This window comes from Dysgonomonas hofstadii (genome assembly GCF_014196915.1).
Taxonomy (GTDB): Bacteria; Bacteroidota; Bacteroidia; order Bacteroidales; family Dysgonomonadaceae; genus Dysgonomonas; species Dysgonomonas hofstadii.
Genome location: NZ_JACIEP010000003.1, coordinates 162,419 through 180,907, shown reverse-complemented (window position 1 = coordinate 180,907; position 18,489 = coordinate 162,419). Strand labels below are relative to the sequence as shown.

Sequence of the window (18,489 nt, the reverse complement as noted above, 5' to 3'; positions counted from 1 at the left end):
TTAGTTATTTACCTCTGGTTTAAATGGTTGTATAACTTTCTCTCCTTCTCCTTCCGATCCTGCCGGAGTAATTTTCCGAAATTCCGTATTTCTCAGATTACTACGGCTCCAACTGAAGAATGACTGTGGTAAGATAACCCGGCTGGCTATCATCGCTTCTAATCCTTTATCGCTTGCCGGCACTTCTCCTTTCAGATACTTCTGAAGCATCAAACGTCCTATCGGCACTGCGTTCGTTGCACCAAAACCACCATTTTCAACAAGAACAAATACCGCTACCTTAGGATTATCTTTCGGTGCAAAGCCCATAAAAATAGAGTGGTCACGTCCATGTGGATTTTCAGCTGTACCCGTCTTACCGCATACTTCTATATCTGGTAATAGATTTGCGCCCCGGCATGTTCCTCCTGTAACTGCTTTAGCCATACCTTCCACGATTGACTCGTAATGCTCCCGTCTAATACCTGTTTCCCGTTTATCTACATATTTCTGATCAAGTGGAACATCTTGTACTTCCTTCACAACATGGGGTGTTATAAAATAACCTCTATTGGCAATTGTTGCAGCCAGATTGGCTACCTGCAAAGGTGTTGCGGTTACCTCACCCTGTCCTATGGCTATGGAAATAATCGTAGATGCTGTCCAATTACTCTTATAAGCCCTGTCATAAAATGCGCTGTTAGGAATGAACCCTCTCTTTTCTGATGGCATATCAACACCTAATGCATATCCAAATCCCTGTCCCACAATATGATTCTTCCACACTTCGAAAGCTGATTGCACATTAGTATATTTCTTACGGTTGCTCAACATAGCCGATAGCCCGTAACAGAAATAAGAATTACAGGATGTCGCAATTGCAGGAATAAGGGGCAATGGTGACCCATGTGGGTGACACTTAGGGCGCCCTCCCAAAGGTGGATATCCACCATGACATGAATACATTGTATTCTCATTTATAATCCCTTCTTCAAGAAAGATCAATCCCTGAGTCGTTTTAAAAGTCGATCCGGGTGGATACATACCTTGTATTGCCCGGTTATACAGAGGTGTAAGCGGATTATTCTCCAGTTCCAGATAATTTTTACCAAAATCGCGGCCCAGCAACAATGCAGGATCATATGTGGGTGATGTAACCAAACATAATACTTCGCCTGTAGACGGTTCTATCATAACAACACTGCCCACTTTATTCTGCAACAGGTATTCGCCATATGCCTGCAATTCTATATCAATAGACAAAGTAAGGTTTTTACCTGAAACAGGAGCAACATCGTGCTTCCCATCTTCATATCGGCCTTGTATTCTGCCATGTGCATCACGCAGCAATATTTCAACACCTTTCTCTCCCCGTAAATAATTTTCGTAAGAGAGCTCTATTCCCGATTTTCCTCCATAATCACCACGCACATAATAATTTTCAGGATCACTCTCCATCTGGGCTTTATTGACTTCTGCTACATATCCTAGAAGTAAGCCGGCATTAGTATGTGTATATTGCCTCAATGCCCTTTTTTGTATAAAAAATCCGGGAAACTTATATAATTTTTCCTGCAACAGACCACTTTCCTGTGAGGTCAGTTGTGTCATAAAGGTCTGTTGTGTATAAGTAGAATATCCGGGATTCAACCTACGGTCTTTTATATCCACCAAACGTTTATCAAATTGTTCCTTGCTGATATTTAATATCTTACAGAGATCAAGTGTATCGAATGGTTGAACTTCTCTCGGGATATATACCAGATCGAATGTTGGTTGATTGTATACAAGAAGGCGATCATTACGATCCGAAATTATTCCTCTGGCAGGATATAAAGTTCTGTTAAAGAATGCATTATTATCCGCAGATGCCTTATATTCGCTTTTAATTATCTGCAAATAAAATAACTGTCCGATGTATATAAGAACAATAGCGCATGCTATTCCTCCCAGAATATATTTACGTTTTGTGAGATCTATGATGTTTTTTGCCATGAATTTTTCTTTTTATAAGAGAATCCTTCGAATGCAAAAATTAATACAATAGTGAGTATGGCAGATAAGAATATTCTCAATAATATAAGCTTGATATTAAAGTAAGAGAATGATTCTATCGAAACTAAAACAATATGATGTATCAAAGTAATGAAAATAGCATACTTCATAAAAGCTCCTCCTAAAAGGGATAAGCCCGGAGTCTGATTATTATAATCATCTACCATGAAAAATAGCCCCTGTACCCGACGACAGACAAAACCTATCAAAGTTGTCGCAGCAGCATTTATTCCTGGCGTATTACAAAATACATCAATAGAAAAGCCCAAAAGAAATCCCAGAGATGTAGACAGGTTTCTATCACATCCGACAGGCAATTTCAGAATAAAATAAATGTATACGAAAGGAACAGCGTAACCAAGAAAAGAAATCTTGTTAAGAACTAATACCTGCAATAATGCAAGTACAATAAACAGCGTGATATATTTGAATATATTACTTTTTAACATTTTTGACTTTCCTCTCCAATTCCTTTATTTCTTCATTTGTATTATTTACTATAAATACATTCTTTAATGCACCAAAATCTGTTGACAGTTTTACACTTAGACTATAAAAATTATCATCTGTTTCACTCTTATAATCCTCAACTGTACCTACCATTATCCCTTCCGGAAAAAAATCAGAGAACCCGCTTGTCACTATCGTGTCACCTTTCTCGATCTTCTCATATTTAGGATACTGAGTTAGCCGTGCAAATCGGGAATCTCCTCCCTCCCATACTAAAATGCCATCTGCATTAGAGCCTTGTATTTTACAACTAAACCGGCTATGCGGATTCAATATTGGTTGGATAATAGCATAATTCGAACTGGCATTTCTTACAACACCAACAATTCCTTGTTGTGAGAGTACTCCCATATCGCTTTTTACTCCGTCTTTTATTCCTTTATTGATAATTATATAGTTCTCTATCATTGAGATACTATTTTTCTCAACACGGGCAACAATAAAATCAGGCTCGATACGCCTTCCAAGAGAATCACGTAAAAAAGCTTCTGTTTTTAGGGAATCAGCTTCGAGGGTAAAGATATAATCTTCCAATTCTGATATCCGGGTACTTAACTCCCCATTTCTCTGCAAAAGATCCTGATTCTCCTGCTTTAAACCGAAATAAGATAAAATACTGCCCGATACAGAATAAACGCGTCCGGTTATTTCTGTAGAGTAACTAAGGAATACGCTTTTTTGGTACGAATTGCTACTAAAAATAAGATAAAAACAGACTACTTCAAGAAATATGAATACAAACCATGAACTATTTTTAATTAAAAAGTTGATCAGGTTACGCATAATCTGCCTTTGTCTCTGATTTAATTAGTAAATTATTATATCTATCCGGATATTTATCTCATTAAGAAATTAAATTTCTCAATGTTTTTAAGAGCGATACCCGTTCCTTTTGCTACAGCGTGAAGTGGATCTTCAGCTACATGAAATTGTATTCCTATTCTATCAGTGAAGCGTTTACTGAGTCCTCTAAGCAAAGCTCCGCCACCTGTCAGGTATATGCCGTTACGTACAATGTCAGCATACAGTTCTGGTGGAGTTTGCTCCAAAGCACTAAGTATAGCTGAGTCCATTTTAGATATGGATTTATCGAGACAATGAGCCATTTCCTGATATGACACAGGGATGTCCATTGGCAATGAAGTCATTCTGTTTGGCCCGTGAACAATAAAGTCTTCCGGGATATCTTCGTCCGGTAGTTCAGTCAGAGCTGCACCAACAGCGATCTTTATATTTTCAGCGGTACGTTCTCCCACTTTAATATTGTGTTGGCGTCCCATATATTCCTGAATATCCTCGGTAAGATCGTCCCCTGCAATTTTAATAGATTTATTAGAAACAATACCGCCCAGCGATATTACAGCGATCTCTGTTGTTCCTCCACCTATATCTACAATCATATTTCCCTCGGGTGCTTCCACATCGATTCCAATACCAAGAGCTGCTGCCATTGGTTCGTATATCATAAATACGTCACGTCCTCCCGCATGTTCCGCTGAATCGCGAATAGCACGGGTTTCAACCTCTGTGCTTCCCGAAGGGATACATATTACAATACGAAGAGATGGTGAAAACAAACGGCTCTTATTATTGAACATCTTAATGAGCCCACGAATCATCTGCTCTGCTGCGGTAAAATCTGCAATCACCCCGTCTTTTAGCGGACGGATGGTGCGTATATCGTCATGCGTTTTCCCATGCATCTGGCGAGCCTGCTCCCCCACTGCTATTACCTTACCCGATCTGCGCTCCAATGCTACCACTGAAGGCTGATCTACAACTATTCTTCCATTATGTATTATGATAGTATTGGCCGTTCCGAGGTCAATTGCTATTTCCTGAGTAAAAGAGAATAATCCCATATTCTGTACTTATATATTACTTATTTACAATCAATTATTAATGTTTAAAATGACGGATACCAGTCATCAGCATCGATATATTGTGCTCGTTACAATACTCAACAGATAATTTATCATTGATAGATCCACCAGGCTGTACGACTGCTGTAACCCCTGCATTTCCGGCAATTTCCACACAGTCGGGAAACGGAAAAAAAGCATCGGATGCCATCACAGAACCTTTCAGGTCAAACCCGAAAGAATTAGCCTTCTCTATAGCTTGTTTTAATGCATCTACACGTGAAGTCTGCCCTGTACCACCAGCACAAAGTTGTTTATTCTTCACCAGAATAATTGCATTCGACTTAGTATGTTTTACCAGTTTATTGGCAAAAAGGAGATCTTCAACCTCTGTACCTTCCAGTGGACGGTTTGTTACCAGCTTCAGATCTTCTGATGCTTGTATACTTAGATCCTTATCCTGTACCAAAACACCATTTAACAGGGAACGGAATTGTTTTTCTCCTGCCAAAGACTGTTTTTGTACAAGAATTATACGGTTTTTCTTCTGTTTGAATATATCCAAAGCTTCCTGATCATATTCAGGGGCAATAATTATTTCAAAAAATATCGTATTTATTTCTTCAGCCGCAGCTTTATCTATTTTCTTATTACTTACAATAATACCACCATATGCAGACACCGGATCTCCGGCCAATGCATCCTTCCAAGCTTCGGCTACTGACGGGCGTGAGGCTATACCACAGGCATTATTATGTTTCAGGACAGCAACAGTTGTCTCGTCAAATTCACTGATAAGGCTTACAGCCGATTCTATATCCAGCAAATTATTGTATGAGATCTCACGGCCGTGCAACTGGTCGAATATCGCGTTGAAGTCTCCATAAAATGTGCCTTTTTGATGAGGATTTTCCCCATAGCGAAGATGCATAGCATTGTCTTCCGCATAACGGAAAGCAGTACCTTCATTATTATCCATATAGTTAAATATAGATGAGTCGTATGAAGAAGATACGGCAAAAGCCTCCTTAGCAAAGAATTTACGATCTTCTATATCTGATATTCCTTCTTTTTCTTCAAGTAATTTTTTCAAAGGCTGATATTGCTGTTTGGATGCGACAATAACCACATCCTTAAAATTCTTGGCGGCTGCGCGTATAAGGGAAATACCACCTATATCTATTTTTTCAATTATATCAGCTTCGTCTGCACCAGAAGCTACAGTTTCTTCGAACGGATATAAGTCAACTATTACAAGATCAATTTCGTGTATATCGTATGCTTTAATTTGCTTCAAATCCTCGGGAAAGTCACGACGGCAAAGAATTCCACCGAATATTTTGGGATGGAGTGTTTTAACCCGTCCTCCCAGAATAGAAGGGTAACCGGTAGTATCTTCCACAGCATCGCATGGGAAGCCCAACGATTCTATAAAAGTTCTTGTACCACCTGTGGAAATAAAACGAACTCCTAATTTATTCAACTCTGTTAAAATTTCATCCAGTCCATCTTTATGATAAACTGAAACTAACGCTGTTTTAATTTTTTTTTCGTAAGACATATGATGTGTTAATATCCTTATTTCAGGGAAACAAAGTTATAAAAACTATTGTGATTACAGCCCGTTTTTAGTATAATTTTTAATGAATAAATCATAATGTAAAAAATAAGTTTGATTTGCTATTTTTTTTACATATTTTTACATAATTCAAATATAATCTTAAGCCTGTTGTCTATGAAATTCTTCGTTCTTATTGTTTCATTACTTATTTCATTTCCTTGCTTTGGACAAACTCCCAGAAGTGAAATTATAGAGCATATATCTGTATTTAAAATCAAAGGCGACAAATTAGAAAGGACAGACTCAATTACACTCCAAATCAATGAACGAATGGGAGATAATGATGCTGAAATAGGACTTGTGTACTCCAAAGGGGACAAGCTATCAATAGGTGATGTGTGGATTGAGGATATGAATGGAAATATTATCCGAAAATTAAAGAAAAATGAGATAATGGATAATAGTTATATAAAAAACTACTCATTATATGAAGATAAGTTTATAAAATCATTCAGTCTGAAACATAATTCATATCCTTACAGAATGGTTTATTCATACAAATATGTATTTCCTGCATATATCCACATAGCAGATATGGACTGCACAGGTAGAAGAAACCCAATCAGATCTGCTAAATTAATTGTAGAAACTCCTTCTGATATGCAGATAAAATATAAGCAGAAAAATGTGACAGAACCCGAGATTAATACGATTGCTAATACAAAAACATACCATTGGACCTATAGCTATAAACCGGAAGGAATAAACGAAATAAAAATATCACCAAACACATCTAAAGCACCCAAAATTGAAATACTTCCGGTTGATTTTAAATATGGTATAAAAGGAAATACCAACAGTTGGACTGGTTTTGGGAACTGGATACATAAACTAAACGAAGGAAGAGACCAACTGACTGTATCGGAACAAAACAAGATCGAGAACTTATTATCGGGAATAGATAATGATAAAGAAAAGGCAAAAGTCTTATATAAGTATTTGCAGGACCATACACGATATATAAATGTAAGTATTAAAATTGGCGGCTTACAAACATATCCGGCAAGCTACGTATGTGACAATAAGTATGGAGACTGCAAGGCCCTAACCAATTATATGCAATCTATGCTCAAATATATAGGCATAAAATCTCATTACACGCTTATATATTCCGATGAAAATGTATTCGACATAGAAAACAATTTCGCCACGAACGCTTTCAACCATGTAATTTTGACCATTCCCTTCGAAAAAGACACCGTATATCTGGAATGTACATCCCAAAATACACCTTTTGGCTATATACACACAGAGATACAAGGGCGTAAAGCACTACTTATCGATGAAAATAATAGTCAGTTAATAAGCATTCCATCCCTCAAGCCTGAGGATGTGTTATGTACCCGCAATCTCAATGTCAATCTGAACACACTGGAGATGGGCATGATAGCAACCGAAAGAGGTGAGAATTATGAATTTTCTAATTTTCTATCATCAGATGTAACCAAAAACATTGTAGATAAACACATCAGGAAGAATATATTATCAGGCTCCTACGACTTACTCGACTTTAAATTCCAGAAAGAAAACCGCGATAGCGCATATATAAAGATGGAAGTAAAATGCAAAATGCATAATCTTTATAAAGAATACGGCAACAACTTGGTACTGAATCCCTTTCCCATCATCCTCCCGTCATACGAATTGCCCGAAAAAAGAATAAACGATGTTCAAATAGATTATCCTGAATATTATAAGGACACTATTGTTTATGGAATTACAGATAAAAATATAACGAAGCTACCTGATGATATGCTTCTCAAATCTAAATTTGGAGAATATTCCCAGACATTCACTCAAGATGGTAATAAACTGATTATATGCAAATCGATTCTTATATTTTCAGGAAGGTATTCCAAAGAGCAATATAATGAATTTTACAGGTTTATGACCCTTGTCTACAACAATGAAAATAAAAACTATTATATAGAAACACTATGAAAAAGACTTTAGTTCTCTTCCTGTTTTTGTCAATATTTATAACCACTTATGCCCAGGAAAACTTTTCCATGGAATATGGTAAGGTTACGAATTATGAAATGACTATGACTGAATATAGTAAAGATGCTGATGCCGAAGCTCTGGTCGTTTACGACATGGGAGAATATTTTTTTCAGGGAGATGACAGGCGGGGTTTCATACTATATATGAAAAGAAAAACCAAAATAAAAATACTGAAACCAGCCGGCATCGAATATGCAAATATCGAGATTCCTTACTATATAGAAGGTAACGATTGGGAAGAAATACATGAGATAGAAGCGACTACCTATAACGCAGAAAACGGACAATTAATAAAAACAGTTCTGGATAATAAAAATATATATGAAGAAAAGGCTACAAATAATGTAAGAGTGAAAAAAATAGCATTGCCAAATGTAAGAGAAGGGTCGGTCATAGAAATCAGCTATATTCTGACTACACCATACTTTGTACATATGCGGCAGTGGGATTTTCAAAGAAAAATTCCGGTTGTATACAGCAAGCTCAAGTATAAAGCGATCCCATATTATGAATATGTATATATCGCAAAGGGTACCGATAAGTTCGATGAATTTGACAGCAAAGCTTTATTGCAGGATATCCGCTTTGGCAATCTGCTATATAAGGAAATGGAATATACGTTCGGAATGAAAGACCTACCTGCTTTTAAAGATGAAGAGTTTATTACCTCGGAAGAAGATTATATAGCCAGTTTAAACTTCCAGTTATCAAAAATTCATTATCCCGGAGGAGGAAATAAAGAATATATGAGTACCTGGCCTGAAATATGCGATGAATACCTGAAGAATGATGACTTCGGAAAATATGTCAAAAATGCAGAAAAAGAAGGCAAAAAAATATTACCATCATTAAACCTTGAAAACAAGACCCCTTTGGAACAAGTGCAAGCAATAACAGAATATGTTAAGTCTAACTATAACTGGAATGGCATGTATGGAAAATATGCAGAGATTAAGCTATCAGATTTTCTTAAGCAGAAAAAAGGAAATGTCGGAAATCTAAATTTATTTCTGACAGGCCTGCTCAAAAGTGCTGGCATAGATGCGCATCCGGTAGCCCTCAGTACAAGAAAGAATGGCATAATAAGAAAGAGTTATCCTTTCAGTAAATTTCTTAATTACGTTGTAACTCAGGTTACAATAGATGGACGGCCTTATTTTATAGATGCAACCGAACCTTTGTTGTATTTCAGCGATTTACCTATTCGTTGTATAAATGTAGAAGGATTGGTCGTAAAACCTAAAAGTGAAGAATGGGCTGAGCTTATACAAAGAAGTATTTCTTTCGATCAGAAAGAAATATCGCTCAAAATAGTACCGGAAGGAAATAAAATAGAAGCTAACAGCAGATTCATAGGTCAGGGTTACGACGCCTATTATTACCGTACTGCTTATCTCGGAAAAAAAGAGAATCTTGTTAATTATTTAAAAAAGAATCATAATATCGATGTCATAGGAGATATTGATGTTACAGCAGATAAAGATAAACTGAACAGACCTTTTCATTTTTCTTTTTCCTACACTACTAACTTGGAGAGTACTCCGGATAAATTATTTATACATCCATTCGCAAACCTGTCTATAAGCGATAATCCATTTAAACAAACTGAGCGGCGGCTTTTTGTAGATATGATGTATGTGAGAAGAAGTAATTATAAATCAAAAATAGAAATACCTCAGGGCTACAAAATAGAATATATGCCACAAGTGCAAACTATTGATAATTCCGTAATAAGAATGGATTACTTAATCCAAAATGAGAATAACCAGATAGTAATAACCGCCGGATATTCATATAAAAAGAATATATATAGTGCCAGCGATTACAATGAGCTGAAAATGTCTTTTGCTGAAATAATAAAAAAAATGGAAGAACTGGTAGTATTGGTCAAAGAATAAGCATTACAGGTTAATTGCAAATTTCTTCGTGAGGGCAAACCTCCCTACCCTCTATCTGGATAGTTACATGCCTGATTCCGAATTTAGTTTCGATTACAGACTTTGCTTTTTCGAGGATAGCATCCCTGTCCATGTCTTTTTTCACCTTTAAATGTGCGGTCATTACCGAAAAATCGGAAGTTATCATCCAGATATGCAGGTCGTGTATATCTTCTACCCCATCTATAGATTTCAGGAGTTTCATTACTTCATCAAAATTTATACCGTACGGTTTTGCTTCCATCAATATATTTACGGATTCCTTCAGTACATTCCATCCGCTATACAATACTAATACTGAAACAATCATACTGGCTATTGAATCTGCGATATACCATCCAAACAGCATTATCAGTATGGCAGCGACAATAGCTCCTACCGATCCTAACAAATCCCCGATAACGTGCATGAATGCACTTCGTACATTCAGATTGTCTTCTGTTGAACCTTGTGAATGCAATATATAAGCAACGATAATATTAATGATAAGCCCGATAACAGAGATGATCATCATCCCTTTTCCCATTACCTGTGGCGGATCGGATAAACGATCTATAGCTTCCTTGAAAATAAAGATAGCCAACAAGACCAATACTATACCATTCAGTAATGCCGCAAGAATTTCAAAACGTTTATAGCCATAAGTCTTAGAATGAGTTGCAGCCCGGGCTCCGAATATAAGGGCACTCAGGCTTAACCCCAAAGCAACAGCATCACTCAACATATGCCCGGCATCAGATATAAGAGCAAGGCTATGAGTAAGATATCCGCCTATAAATTCAACAAACATAAAGCTGGTTATCAGAATGAAACTGATAGTTAAAGCTTTCTTATTAGCATTGTGAGTGTGGCTGTGGCCACTATGTGAATGGTTATGACTGTGAGTATGATCGTCATGGTTATGATTATGTCCCATGAATATTCTTATTTAGAATTATTAAAAATAAAAAAGCAAGGGTAAAGTTAATTCTTTTTCCCTTGCTTTCAAATATTTTCGAGCAATTCACTAATCTACTTATTAGTCGTTCATTGAGATTAGGAATTCTTCGTTATTCATTGTTTTTCTCAACCGTCCTTCAAGGAATTGCATTGCTTCTACCGAATTCATATCCGACAAGAAGTTACGCAGCACCCACATACGGCTAAGCGTGTCATTGTCAAGCAACAAATCATCCCTACGTGTACTTGATGCAATAATATCAACTGCTGGGAATATACGTTTGTTAGACAATTTACGATCGAGCTGAAGTTCCATATTACCTGTACCTTTAAATTCTTCGAAGATAACATCGTCCATCTTAGAACCTGTTTCAGTCAGTGCTGTGGCAATAATGGTTAACGATCCTCCGTTTTCTATATTACGGGCCGCTCCAAAGAAACGTTTTGGTTTATGCAATGCATTTGCATCTACCCCACCGGTCAGCACTTTACCTGATGCCGGCTGAACAGTATTATATGCACGCGCAAGACGTGTGATCGAGTCTAATAGTATAACTACATCATGTCCACATTCTACCATGCGTTTTGCCTTATTAAGCACAATCTCTGCAATTTTCACATGACGGTCGGCCGGTTCATCGAATGTAGAAGCAATTACTTCTGCATTCACACTACGCTCCATGTCGGTAACCTCTTCCGGACGTTCATCGATCAAAAGAACAATCATATATACTTCAGGATGATTACTTGCAATGGCATTGGCAATATCCTTCAGCAATGTAGTTTTACCTGTTTTTGGTTGAGCAACTATAAGTCCACGTTGTCCTTTTCCTATTGGAGAGAATAGATCTACAACACGGCACGAAAGGTTATCATTACGGCCTTTGGTCAGCCTGAACTTTTCATCTGGGAAAAGAGGTTTCAGGTGGTCAAACGGAACTCGGTCGCGAACTTCGTCCGGAGTACGTCCGTTTATTCTGTCAACTTTAACCAATGGGAAAAATTTCTCCGATTCTTTTGGCGGGCGAATCGGGCCTTCTACAATATCTCCGGTCTTTAAACCAAACAGGCGAATCTGTGATTGTGATATATAAACATCATCGGGAGACGACATGTAATTATAATCTGAAGAACGAAGGAACCCGTATCCTTCCTGCATAATTTCCAATACACCTGTAGCGACAAGAATACCTTCAAAATCAAACGGTTTCTCCTGTGCCTGATTGTTTTGTTTCTGGTTGTTATTGTTATGCTGTGGCTGTTGTACTTTATTCTGTTTTACAGGAGCAGCTTCCTGAACAACTTCAACGGGAACCACATCCGAGTCTACTTCGAGAGGTGCAAGTAATGGCAACCCTGGAATTGGCTCCTGCGGCTCACTTTCTCTTACCTTATTCGATCTGAAAACTAATTGGGTTGGTTTTGCTGAAGGTTGCTGTGCTTGTGGCTGTGGCTGAGATTTTGGTTGCTGAGGCTGTTGTTCTTCCTGTTTATTTTCTTTTACTTCAACAGGTGCTTTTTTTATTATTTCCTTTAGTGGTTTCTTATCCACAGCTTCTGCAACGACTGCTGGGACTTCTTCCTTTTTAGCAGTCTCCGGAACAACAACGGGCACTTCTTTTTTTGCCTTGGTTGTCGCTTTTTGCGCCTTAGGTTCTTCTTTTTTCACCTTGTTAGCTTCAACAACAGGTGTTTCTTCTGCTTTTGGAGTTACAGCTTCCTGTTTTTTAGTTGAGGATGGAGTTTTTGATTTCGTTTGTTTTGTTTTTGCAGCATAAGATTTTTTTTGCTGTTGCTCTATCCTGTCCTCACTCTGATAGCTTTCAGAGTTTTTGTTACGAGCTTTCAGGATTGCTTGTTCATCCAGTATTTTATAAATAAGCTCATCTTTTTTATAAGCATCCGGACGTCTTATTCCAAGCTCTTTTGCAATAGTTCTAAGTTCAATAGTGAGCTTTTCATTTAGCTCAAGAATGTTGTATATACGCATGTGTATATCTATGTTAAATTATATTATTTAGTTGATTTACTATAATTTATATTTATAAAATGAATAAGATGCACTTTCCTTGTAGTTCAATTATATTATATATGATATAGGATCGTTTTTGAAGATTAAGCTACCTGAAAGTTTGCTTTTAGAAGTTTCCGGCATTTATATATAATACCCTAAATTTAGACTGATATATAAATTTTAGATTAAAATATATAAGATTGTTATCCAGACCGGAACTTTTGTTCTAATCCTTCTAGTAGAATCAGAGCGCAAATATACAAAAGAATTTGTATTTCAAGCGTTAAATACTCTAAAAAAACATACATCTGTTTCTTTTGGGAACGATTTCTAAAAAAAAAAATTATTCTTTAGCTAAAATAAATCACTTTTCAACAGATCTGTCCTCCATTTACTTTCTACTCTTTTGTTTCTCCGGCTTCATCTATTAGTGGTTATCTACATAGTAATCTCCAAACAAATAATATGATTAACAGCCTCTTACACTATGTATCATTTCTGACAATTTTTCCTAATCTTTCTAAATTGCTCTATTATAGAATAATCGAAGCCTTCGCTGGAACTATATCACTTATTTCATTTTCGTATTATTATAGTTAAAGATACGACAGTTAGAAAGCACTCATTCAGGGAGAGAAAGCCAAGATTACATTTCTATTTTTTGAGTATTCTTTCCAAATAGGCAATATCTAACAACAAATTCACTGTCTCAAATTTTCCTTTATAAAACACAGCCCAGTTATTGAAAACACAAGGTAATTCCTTTGCTTTTTGCAGCGTATCCACTTCAATTAAAGATACAGGAACGTTATTCATTTCACAATACAGTTTCATCTGCTCGACATTTTGAGAGACATAGGGGCATTGCATATCATAATAGATTGTTAGCTCTTTGTTTTTAATTTCTTTATTTTTAACATTTCGCTCAAATTTTGGCGTTGTTCCATCAAAAGAAAGGGCAAGCAATTCATATCCGCTATCGGTAGTATCAACAACTTCAAAGCCAAACTTTTTCGCAAATGATTGGTCTGTAAGCCAGGATTTTTGTTTTTTTGCTCCAAGCATACAAATACCGGATTTACCTTTTTCTTTAGCATCAGCCAAACAATACTCCATCAGTGATTTCCCATACCCTTTTCCTTTATAACTACCCAAAACCCATAAGCAATATACATAATAATAGTTATCACCGGTTATAGGAACCCAGGCTGTTTCAAGAGGGGCATATTCAATAAAAACCGTAGCTTTTGCATTTAACTTTCTAAAAACATGGCCTTCTTCTAGCCGGTCTGAGAGCCATTGTCGCTTTGCTTCAATCCCTTGATGTGTTTTTTTACTACAGATAATGCAGCATAAATGTTCATCGATAAGGTTTTCCGGTGTTATGTTTACAAAATCTGTATTCATAATATTTGTCAATGGATCAGCCATGGTAGATTAAATATCAAAAAAAACTATCTTATTGATTTTCTTCTAATTATATAACATAAACATGCCCATCCGCCTCGATTAGCGTTTATAGAGATTTTAGTTTGTGTCTAATAATAAGATAATCAATTAATCTAATTAAATAAAAAAGCTCAACTAATTAATAATCTATTGACAATCAATCAATTGAGCTTTCATTCTGAGGTTCCTGGCGGATTCGAACCGCCGTCAACGGTTTTGCAGACCGGTGCCTAACCACTCGGCCAAGGAACCTTTTTCGGTTAGCGATTGCAAAGATATAATATTTTATCTAGAAGACAAGTTTTTGTCAATGTTTTTATACTTTTCACCCTATTCCGGCTTCAATACAATTCCGGTGTTTGTCTTTCCATTGATTTTTATTACAATCGGTTTCTCGAAACGGACATGGCGTACATATTCCGTTTCTGTAATCGCAGGTTGACTGTTCAAATAATCTTCATCGAAAAGCCCTTCCCCCGATACATATGGATTTATGGAAAAATAGCCGACGCCAAAAGATGTCAGATTCTGAAAGAAATGAGTTCCCTGACTCGGCTCTATTTTATAATTATTAAGTGTTAATTCTACAAGAACCTGCGCATTTGATATCTGGGACCATTTCACCGGAATGCCCAGCCACGGGTCGCTACTCCCCCATCTTCCCGGACCGACAAGCACATAGTTCTTCTCCTGTTCAAGAAATGCGGCATTAATTAAATCTATCTCCGATGCTATTTTGTTATTGTTTGCCGCATTAAAGTCCCTGGTTTTCACATATACGATATCATACACCTCGCTAAAGACACCATGTCCCAAAGCACTGTTGGAATGAAGTATTTCCTGTTCAGGTTTTATACGGGATAAATCCTCTATCTGTAATTCCTTATTCTGAACGATCGGACGTATCTGTAATAAATAGAAATTACCTTCTCCTTTATCCTTCAAGTCTGCCGCAAATTCAATTTCCACGGCACGCCCCATCTCTTCCTGCCCTATTTTCAGTATTTGCTGAAGAATTTCAGCTAACGGAAAAACATTGTGTTGTAATACATTCACAAAAGATAGAATTTTCCGCCCACTATCATAATATCCGTCATATATTACCTGATCTACAGGATCATATGTAGATGATATATAACGAATCGAATTATCTTTCTCCGCATCTTTGATTGTAAGTTTCAGTAGATTGAAACCATCATTGGTAGTAAATTCTTTATCAGGACTTTTCAAATCCAATGCATAAAAATAACGTTGTGTATCCCGTAATGCCAGATCGACAGTGCTAAGTTGTACAATATTATGCGGGTGAGCCGGAGAAAAACGCAGGTTCACCCCACCCTCCACAATATATTTTCCCAGCCCTAATACAATATTGGCAATGCCTTCTTCCGGTTTCTCATTTCCTACAGGATAGAAGTTAAGAGATCGGGCCACACCCGAAATAGTCGGATAGAAACGATCTCCATATACAGAGCCTACAGCCTCCTGTAATACGATTGCCATCTTTTCCTGATCAATAAGATTTTGGGTAGCTGTCATATATGCCTTACTGTCTCTGTAAAAAACAGAAGCATAGACAGCCTTTATCGCTTTGCTCAAAAGTTCCAGCATCTGATATTTATCCTCTAAAAGAGGTATCATATAGGTCGAATATACACCAGCAAAAGGCTGATAATGAGAATCTTCCAATAGGCTTGACGACCGCACTGCCATCGGAGCCTTTATTGTTTCCAGAAAAGCCATAAAGTCTTCAATGAGGCGATCCGGCAACCCGGCTTTAAGGAAATAACGTAATATCTCATCATCCGGACGGTCAGACAGAGCAATAGGATACAGATCGTTTGTTTCCATGAATTCATCGAAAATATCTGTACAAAGAACCACTGTACGGGGTATTTTCACCGGGATATTGACATCTTCATTTAATTCCAGGTGTTCCTTCACAATATTATCCATAAAGGCGATACTGCGGCCTTTTCCACCGATAGAACCATCTCCCATACGGGCAAAATTAGAGAATTCATCGAAGCGGTCTTTATCAAAGATAGCCACCACACCCGAGTTTTTTACCTTACGGTATTTGATGATCATATCGTAAATAAGCTGCCGTGCCTCCTCCATACTTGTATATTCAGATACACTTATCCTTTTCAGCCACCCGGCAACAGAAAACATCGCACGGGAGTAGAAAAAGCGGGAAAAATGGTCGTTTGATAAATGATATGCAAGAGAATTGTCAGGAATTGAAAAAATATTTTTCTGCAAATCTTTCAGATTCCTGATACGCATAACCTCTTCATTCGTCTCCGGATCTATAATAATAAAGTCTCCGAATCCGAAATTGTTAACGACCTGCTTTTTCAGGTCTCTTGGAAAACTCTTCGAATTTTTATCTATAAAGTTACTATTCAGCTCTTCAGCATATATTTCGTTCGATTTTTCCGATGAAGTGAATACAATAGGAACAAACCGCCTTCGCTCTCTCACCCATTTGGCAAAATGATAACCGGCCAATTTATCCTTTATCCCTTTGTGTGTATAGCTCATATCGGTTACAACGCCTAATATATTGTTATAATACCGGGTATAAATATTAACAGCTTCTTCATATGTGCGGGCTAACATAATTTTAGGCCGTCCACGCATACGAAGCTTCTGCTGGTGTTCGTTTAAGGCTTCTTTCGAAAATTCCTTCGATTCTTCCATCACAATTTTAAATAATGTAGGAAGCGCCGACGAGTAGAAACGCACAGAATCTTCGATCAGCAATATAATTTGCACCCCTACACTTTCTGTATCGTGTTCCACATTCATAGCATCCTCTATTAGCTTTATTATAGCTAACAACAAGTCGGGATTGCCAAGCCAGCTAAACACATAATCTACCCCGGAAAGGTTTTCCTGCGAAAGCCTCTTTGTCACCTCTCTCGAAAATGGGGTCAATACTACAAACGGAATATCAGGATATTTTTCTTTTAAGTGCTTTGCCGTAGCAAACATATCCGTTTCATCCATATTGGGCATTTGGATGATCAGTTCATAGTGATTATCCTCTAGTTCTCTCAAGGCTTCTTCTTCTGAAACAACCTGTACAAAGCGGGGAGGATAACTCAGATTGAGGGACGTATATTCATTAAATATCTGTTCATCGATACGCCCATCATCCTCGAGCATGAAAGAATCGTACTTTGTCGCTATCAGCAATACATTAAAAATTCGTTTAGCCATCAGATCGGCAAACGATGTATCCTTGAACCTAAACGCTTTTATATCAGGTATTTTTTCCATAATATTTTCAGTTATAGGTCAACTGTCGACAATCAGTAAAGCCTGAAAGTATTGTTAAAAGTTGACAAAGTTGACACATATTTCATTTTTTAATTGGTTTGTAAGGGTCTAATTGAAAATCGCTGAAGCGTAGGTGAAGCAAACCTGACATATTTTACATCCTTTATTCATAATTCAAACTTATAATTTACAATATAGAACTCCTTTCCTACATAGATAAAGATGTCTGCAAAACATAAAACCTCTATACGAATAACAAATATAATGCAAAAAAGAAGCCGGATTGTATTCACGATCCAGCTTCTTTATATATTTTACGATATTTGTCAACGTATACGGTCTAACGATTTTACCAGTTTTTCGTCTTTCTTAATTTTAGATACTGCTAACAGGTCAAATATAAGAGCTATAACCGGTAATATGATACCAACCTGCACCTGTATTATATATTCATCCATCTTTCCCAGAAATGCATTGAGATATACAGCAAATGTCACATAAAATATAATAATACATAATGCTGTAAGTAAACCTATATTCGCTTGCAGTTTTCTTTTTTTGTAAAGGAAGATATTAATCAGTGGCAATAGAGTACCTAACACAGCAAAGGTGAGTACGCCCCATGTATGACAACCACTGCCAAATACTCCTATCCCATAAGAATGGAAAGACTGTATAAACTTGCTTCCATCATCAATCCCCAGTAACGGGCAAATAATAGTAACTCCCATCAATATAGCAGTCAGTAATAGAAAGATCGTCTGTATGCGTTGTATCATCAGCTTTTTAGAAATAAGAACATTTAATGATCCGTTTCTGAATCATAATTAA

General features: G+C 37.0%; 12 protein-coding genes and 1 tRNA gene. 2 read left to right on the top strand and 11 right to left on the bottom strand.

The genetic code is table 11. The features are described from left to right. From mrdA to purH, 5 genes are read right to left on the bottom strand one after another with little or no spacing between them, the layout of a single operon-like run. Positions 1-1,974, bottom strand: a complete 1,974-nt coding sequence (gene mrdA / locus GGR21_RS05190) for a penicillin-binding protein 2 (protein WP_183306126.1) — start codon at positions 1,972-1,974, stop codon at positions 1-3. Beyond that, positions 1,956-2,483 carry a rod shape-determining protein MreD gene (gene mreD, locus GGR21_RS05185; RefSeq protein WP_183306125.1) on the bottom strand — a complete coding sequence of 176 codons (528 nt, stop codon included), beginning with the start codon at positions 2,481-2,483 and terminating at the stop codon, positions 1,956-1,958. The genes mrdA and mreD overlap by 19 nt, the downstream gene beginning before the upstream one ends. After that, positions 2,470-3,327, bottom strand: a complete 858-nt coding sequence (gene mreC, locus GGR21_RS05180) for a rod shape-determining protein MreC (RefSeq protein ID WP_183306124.1) — start codon at positions 3,325-3,327, stop codon at positions 2,470-2,472. Before mreC ends, mreD begins: the two co-directional genes overlap by 14 nt. Before the next feature lie 53 nt (positions 3,328-3,380). Next, the gene (locus tag GGR21_RS05175; RefSeq protein ID WP_183306123.1) at positions 3,381-4,406 is read right to left on the bottom strand and encodes a rod shape-determining protein; all 1,026 of its coding nucleotides are present in this window, start codon (positions 4,404-4,406) and stop codon (positions 3,381-3,383) included. A 37-nt stretch (positions 4,407-4,443) separates the two neighbouring features. Further along, positions 4,444-5,967: a bifunctional phosphoribosylaminoimidazolecarboxamide formyltransferase/IMP cyclohydrolase gene (gene purH, locus GGR21_RS05170; RefSeq protein ID WP_183306122.1), complete on the bottom strand. Its 1,524-nt coding sequence runs from the start codon at positions 5,965-5,967 to the stop codon at positions 4,444-4,446. Between the two features lie 174 nt (positions 5,968-6,141). Between purH and GGR21_RS05165 the strand changes: the two genes are divergently transcribed. Next, complete coding sequence (locus tag GGR21_RS05165) at positions 6,142-7,968, top strand: DUF3857 domain-containing protein (protein WP_183306121.1); 1,827 nt, start codon at positions 6,142-6,144, stop codon at positions 7,966-7,968. Further along, positions 7,965-9,929 (top strand): DUF3857 domain-containing protein, encoded by a 1,965-nt coding sequence (locus GGR21_RS05160; RefSeq protein WP_183306120.1) that lies wholly within the window; start codon positions 7,965-7,967, stop codon positions 9,927-9,929. Before GGR21_RS05165 ends, GGR21_RS05160 begins: the two co-directional genes overlap by 4 nt. 10 nt (positions 9,930-9,939) lie before the next feature. Here the strand turns inward: GGR21_RS05160 and GGR21_RS05155 are convergent, their stop codons facing one another. The 6 genes from GGR21_RS05155 to GGR21_RS05130 form a co-directional block, all read right to left on the bottom strand. Beyond that, on the bottom strand, positions 9,940-10,884 hold the full coding sequence (locus tag GGR21_RS05155; protein WP_183306119.1) for a cation diffusion facilitator family transporter: 945 nt from the start codon (positions 10,882-10,884) through the stop codon (positions 9,940-9,942). 102 nt (positions 10,885-10,986) lie between these two features. After that, positions 10,987-12,897 carry a transcription termination factor Rho gene (gene rho, locus GGR21_RS05150; protein ID WP_183306118.1) on the bottom strand — a complete coding sequence of 637 codons (1,911 nt, stop codon included), beginning with the start codon at positions 12,895-12,897 and terminating at the stop codon, positions 10,987-10,989. 678 nt (positions 12,898-13,575) lie between these two features. Further along, the gene (locus tag GGR21_RS05145) at positions 13,576-14,328 is read right to left on the bottom strand and encodes an N-acetyltransferase (RefSeq protein WP_183306304.1); all 753 of its coding nucleotides are present in this window, start codon (positions 14,326-14,328) and stop codon (positions 13,576-13,578) included. A gap of 223 nt (positions 14,329-14,551) precedes the next feature. Beyond that, positions 14,552-14,622: transfer RNA gene (locus GGR21_RS05140), tRNA-Cys, on the bottom strand. A gap of 78 nt (positions 14,623-14,700) precedes the next feature. Then, positions 14,701-17,658, bottom strand: a complete 2,958-nt coding sequence (locus GGR21_RS05135; protein WP_183306117.1) for a PEP/pyruvate-binding domain-containing protein — start codon at positions 17,656-17,658, stop codon at positions 14,701-14,703. Positions 17,659-17,984: 326 nt separating this feature from the next. Next, complete coding sequence (locus GGR21_RS05130) at positions 17,985-18,437, bottom strand: DUF4293 domain-containing protein (RefSeq protein ID WP_183306116.1); 453 nt, start codon at positions 18,435-18,437, stop codon at positions 17,985-17,987. Positions 18,438-18,489 lie beyond the last annotated feature (52 nt).

Bases quoted from the DNA above. Each gene is read 5' to 3' on its own strand.
- mrdA (WP_183306126.1), bottom strand. From the start codon at position 1,974: ATGGCAAAAAACATCATAGATCTCACAAAACGTAAATATATTCTGGGA.
- mreD (WP_183306125.1), bottom strand. From the start codon at position 2,483: ATGTTAAAAAGTAATATATTCAAATATATCACGCTGTTTATTGTACTT.
- mreC (WP_183306124.1), bottom strand. From the start codon at position 3,327: ATGCGTAACCTGATCAACTTTTTAATTAAAAATAGTTCATGGTTTGTA.
- GGR21_RS05175 (WP_183306123.1), bottom strand. From the start codon at position 4,406: ATGGGATTATTCTCTTTTACTCAGGAAATAGCAATTGACCTCGGAACG.
- purH (WP_183306122.1), bottom strand. From the start codon at position 5,967: ATGTCTTACGAAAAAAAAATTAAAACAGCGTTAGTTTCAGTTTATCAT.
- GGR21_RS05165 (WP_183306121.1), top strand. From the start codon at position 6,142: ATGAAATTCTTCGTTCTTATTGTTTCATTACTTATTTCATTTCCTTGC.
- GGR21_RS05160 (WP_183306120.1), top strand. From the start codon at position 7,965: ATGAAAAAGACTTTAGTTCTCTTCCTGTTTTTGTCAATATTTATAACC.
- GGR21_RS05155 (WP_183306119.1), bottom strand. From the start codon at position 10,884: ATGGGACATAATCATAACCATGACGATCATACTCACAGTCATAACCAT.
- rho (WP_183306118.1), bottom strand. From the start codon at position 12,897: ATGCGTATATACAACATTCTTGAGCTAAATGAAAAGCTCACTATTGAA.
- GGR21_RS05145 (WP_183306304.1), bottom strand. From the start codon at position 14,328: ATGAATACAGATTTTGTAAACATAACACCGGAAAACCTTATCGATGAA.
- GGR21_RS05135 (WP_183306117.1), bottom strand. From the start codon at position 17,658: ATGGAAAAAATACCTGATATAAAAGCGTTTAGGTTCAAGGATACATCG.
- GGR21_RS05130 (WP_183306116.1), bottom strand. From the start codon at position 18,437: ATGATACAACGCATACAGACGATCTTTCTATTACTGACTGCTATATTG.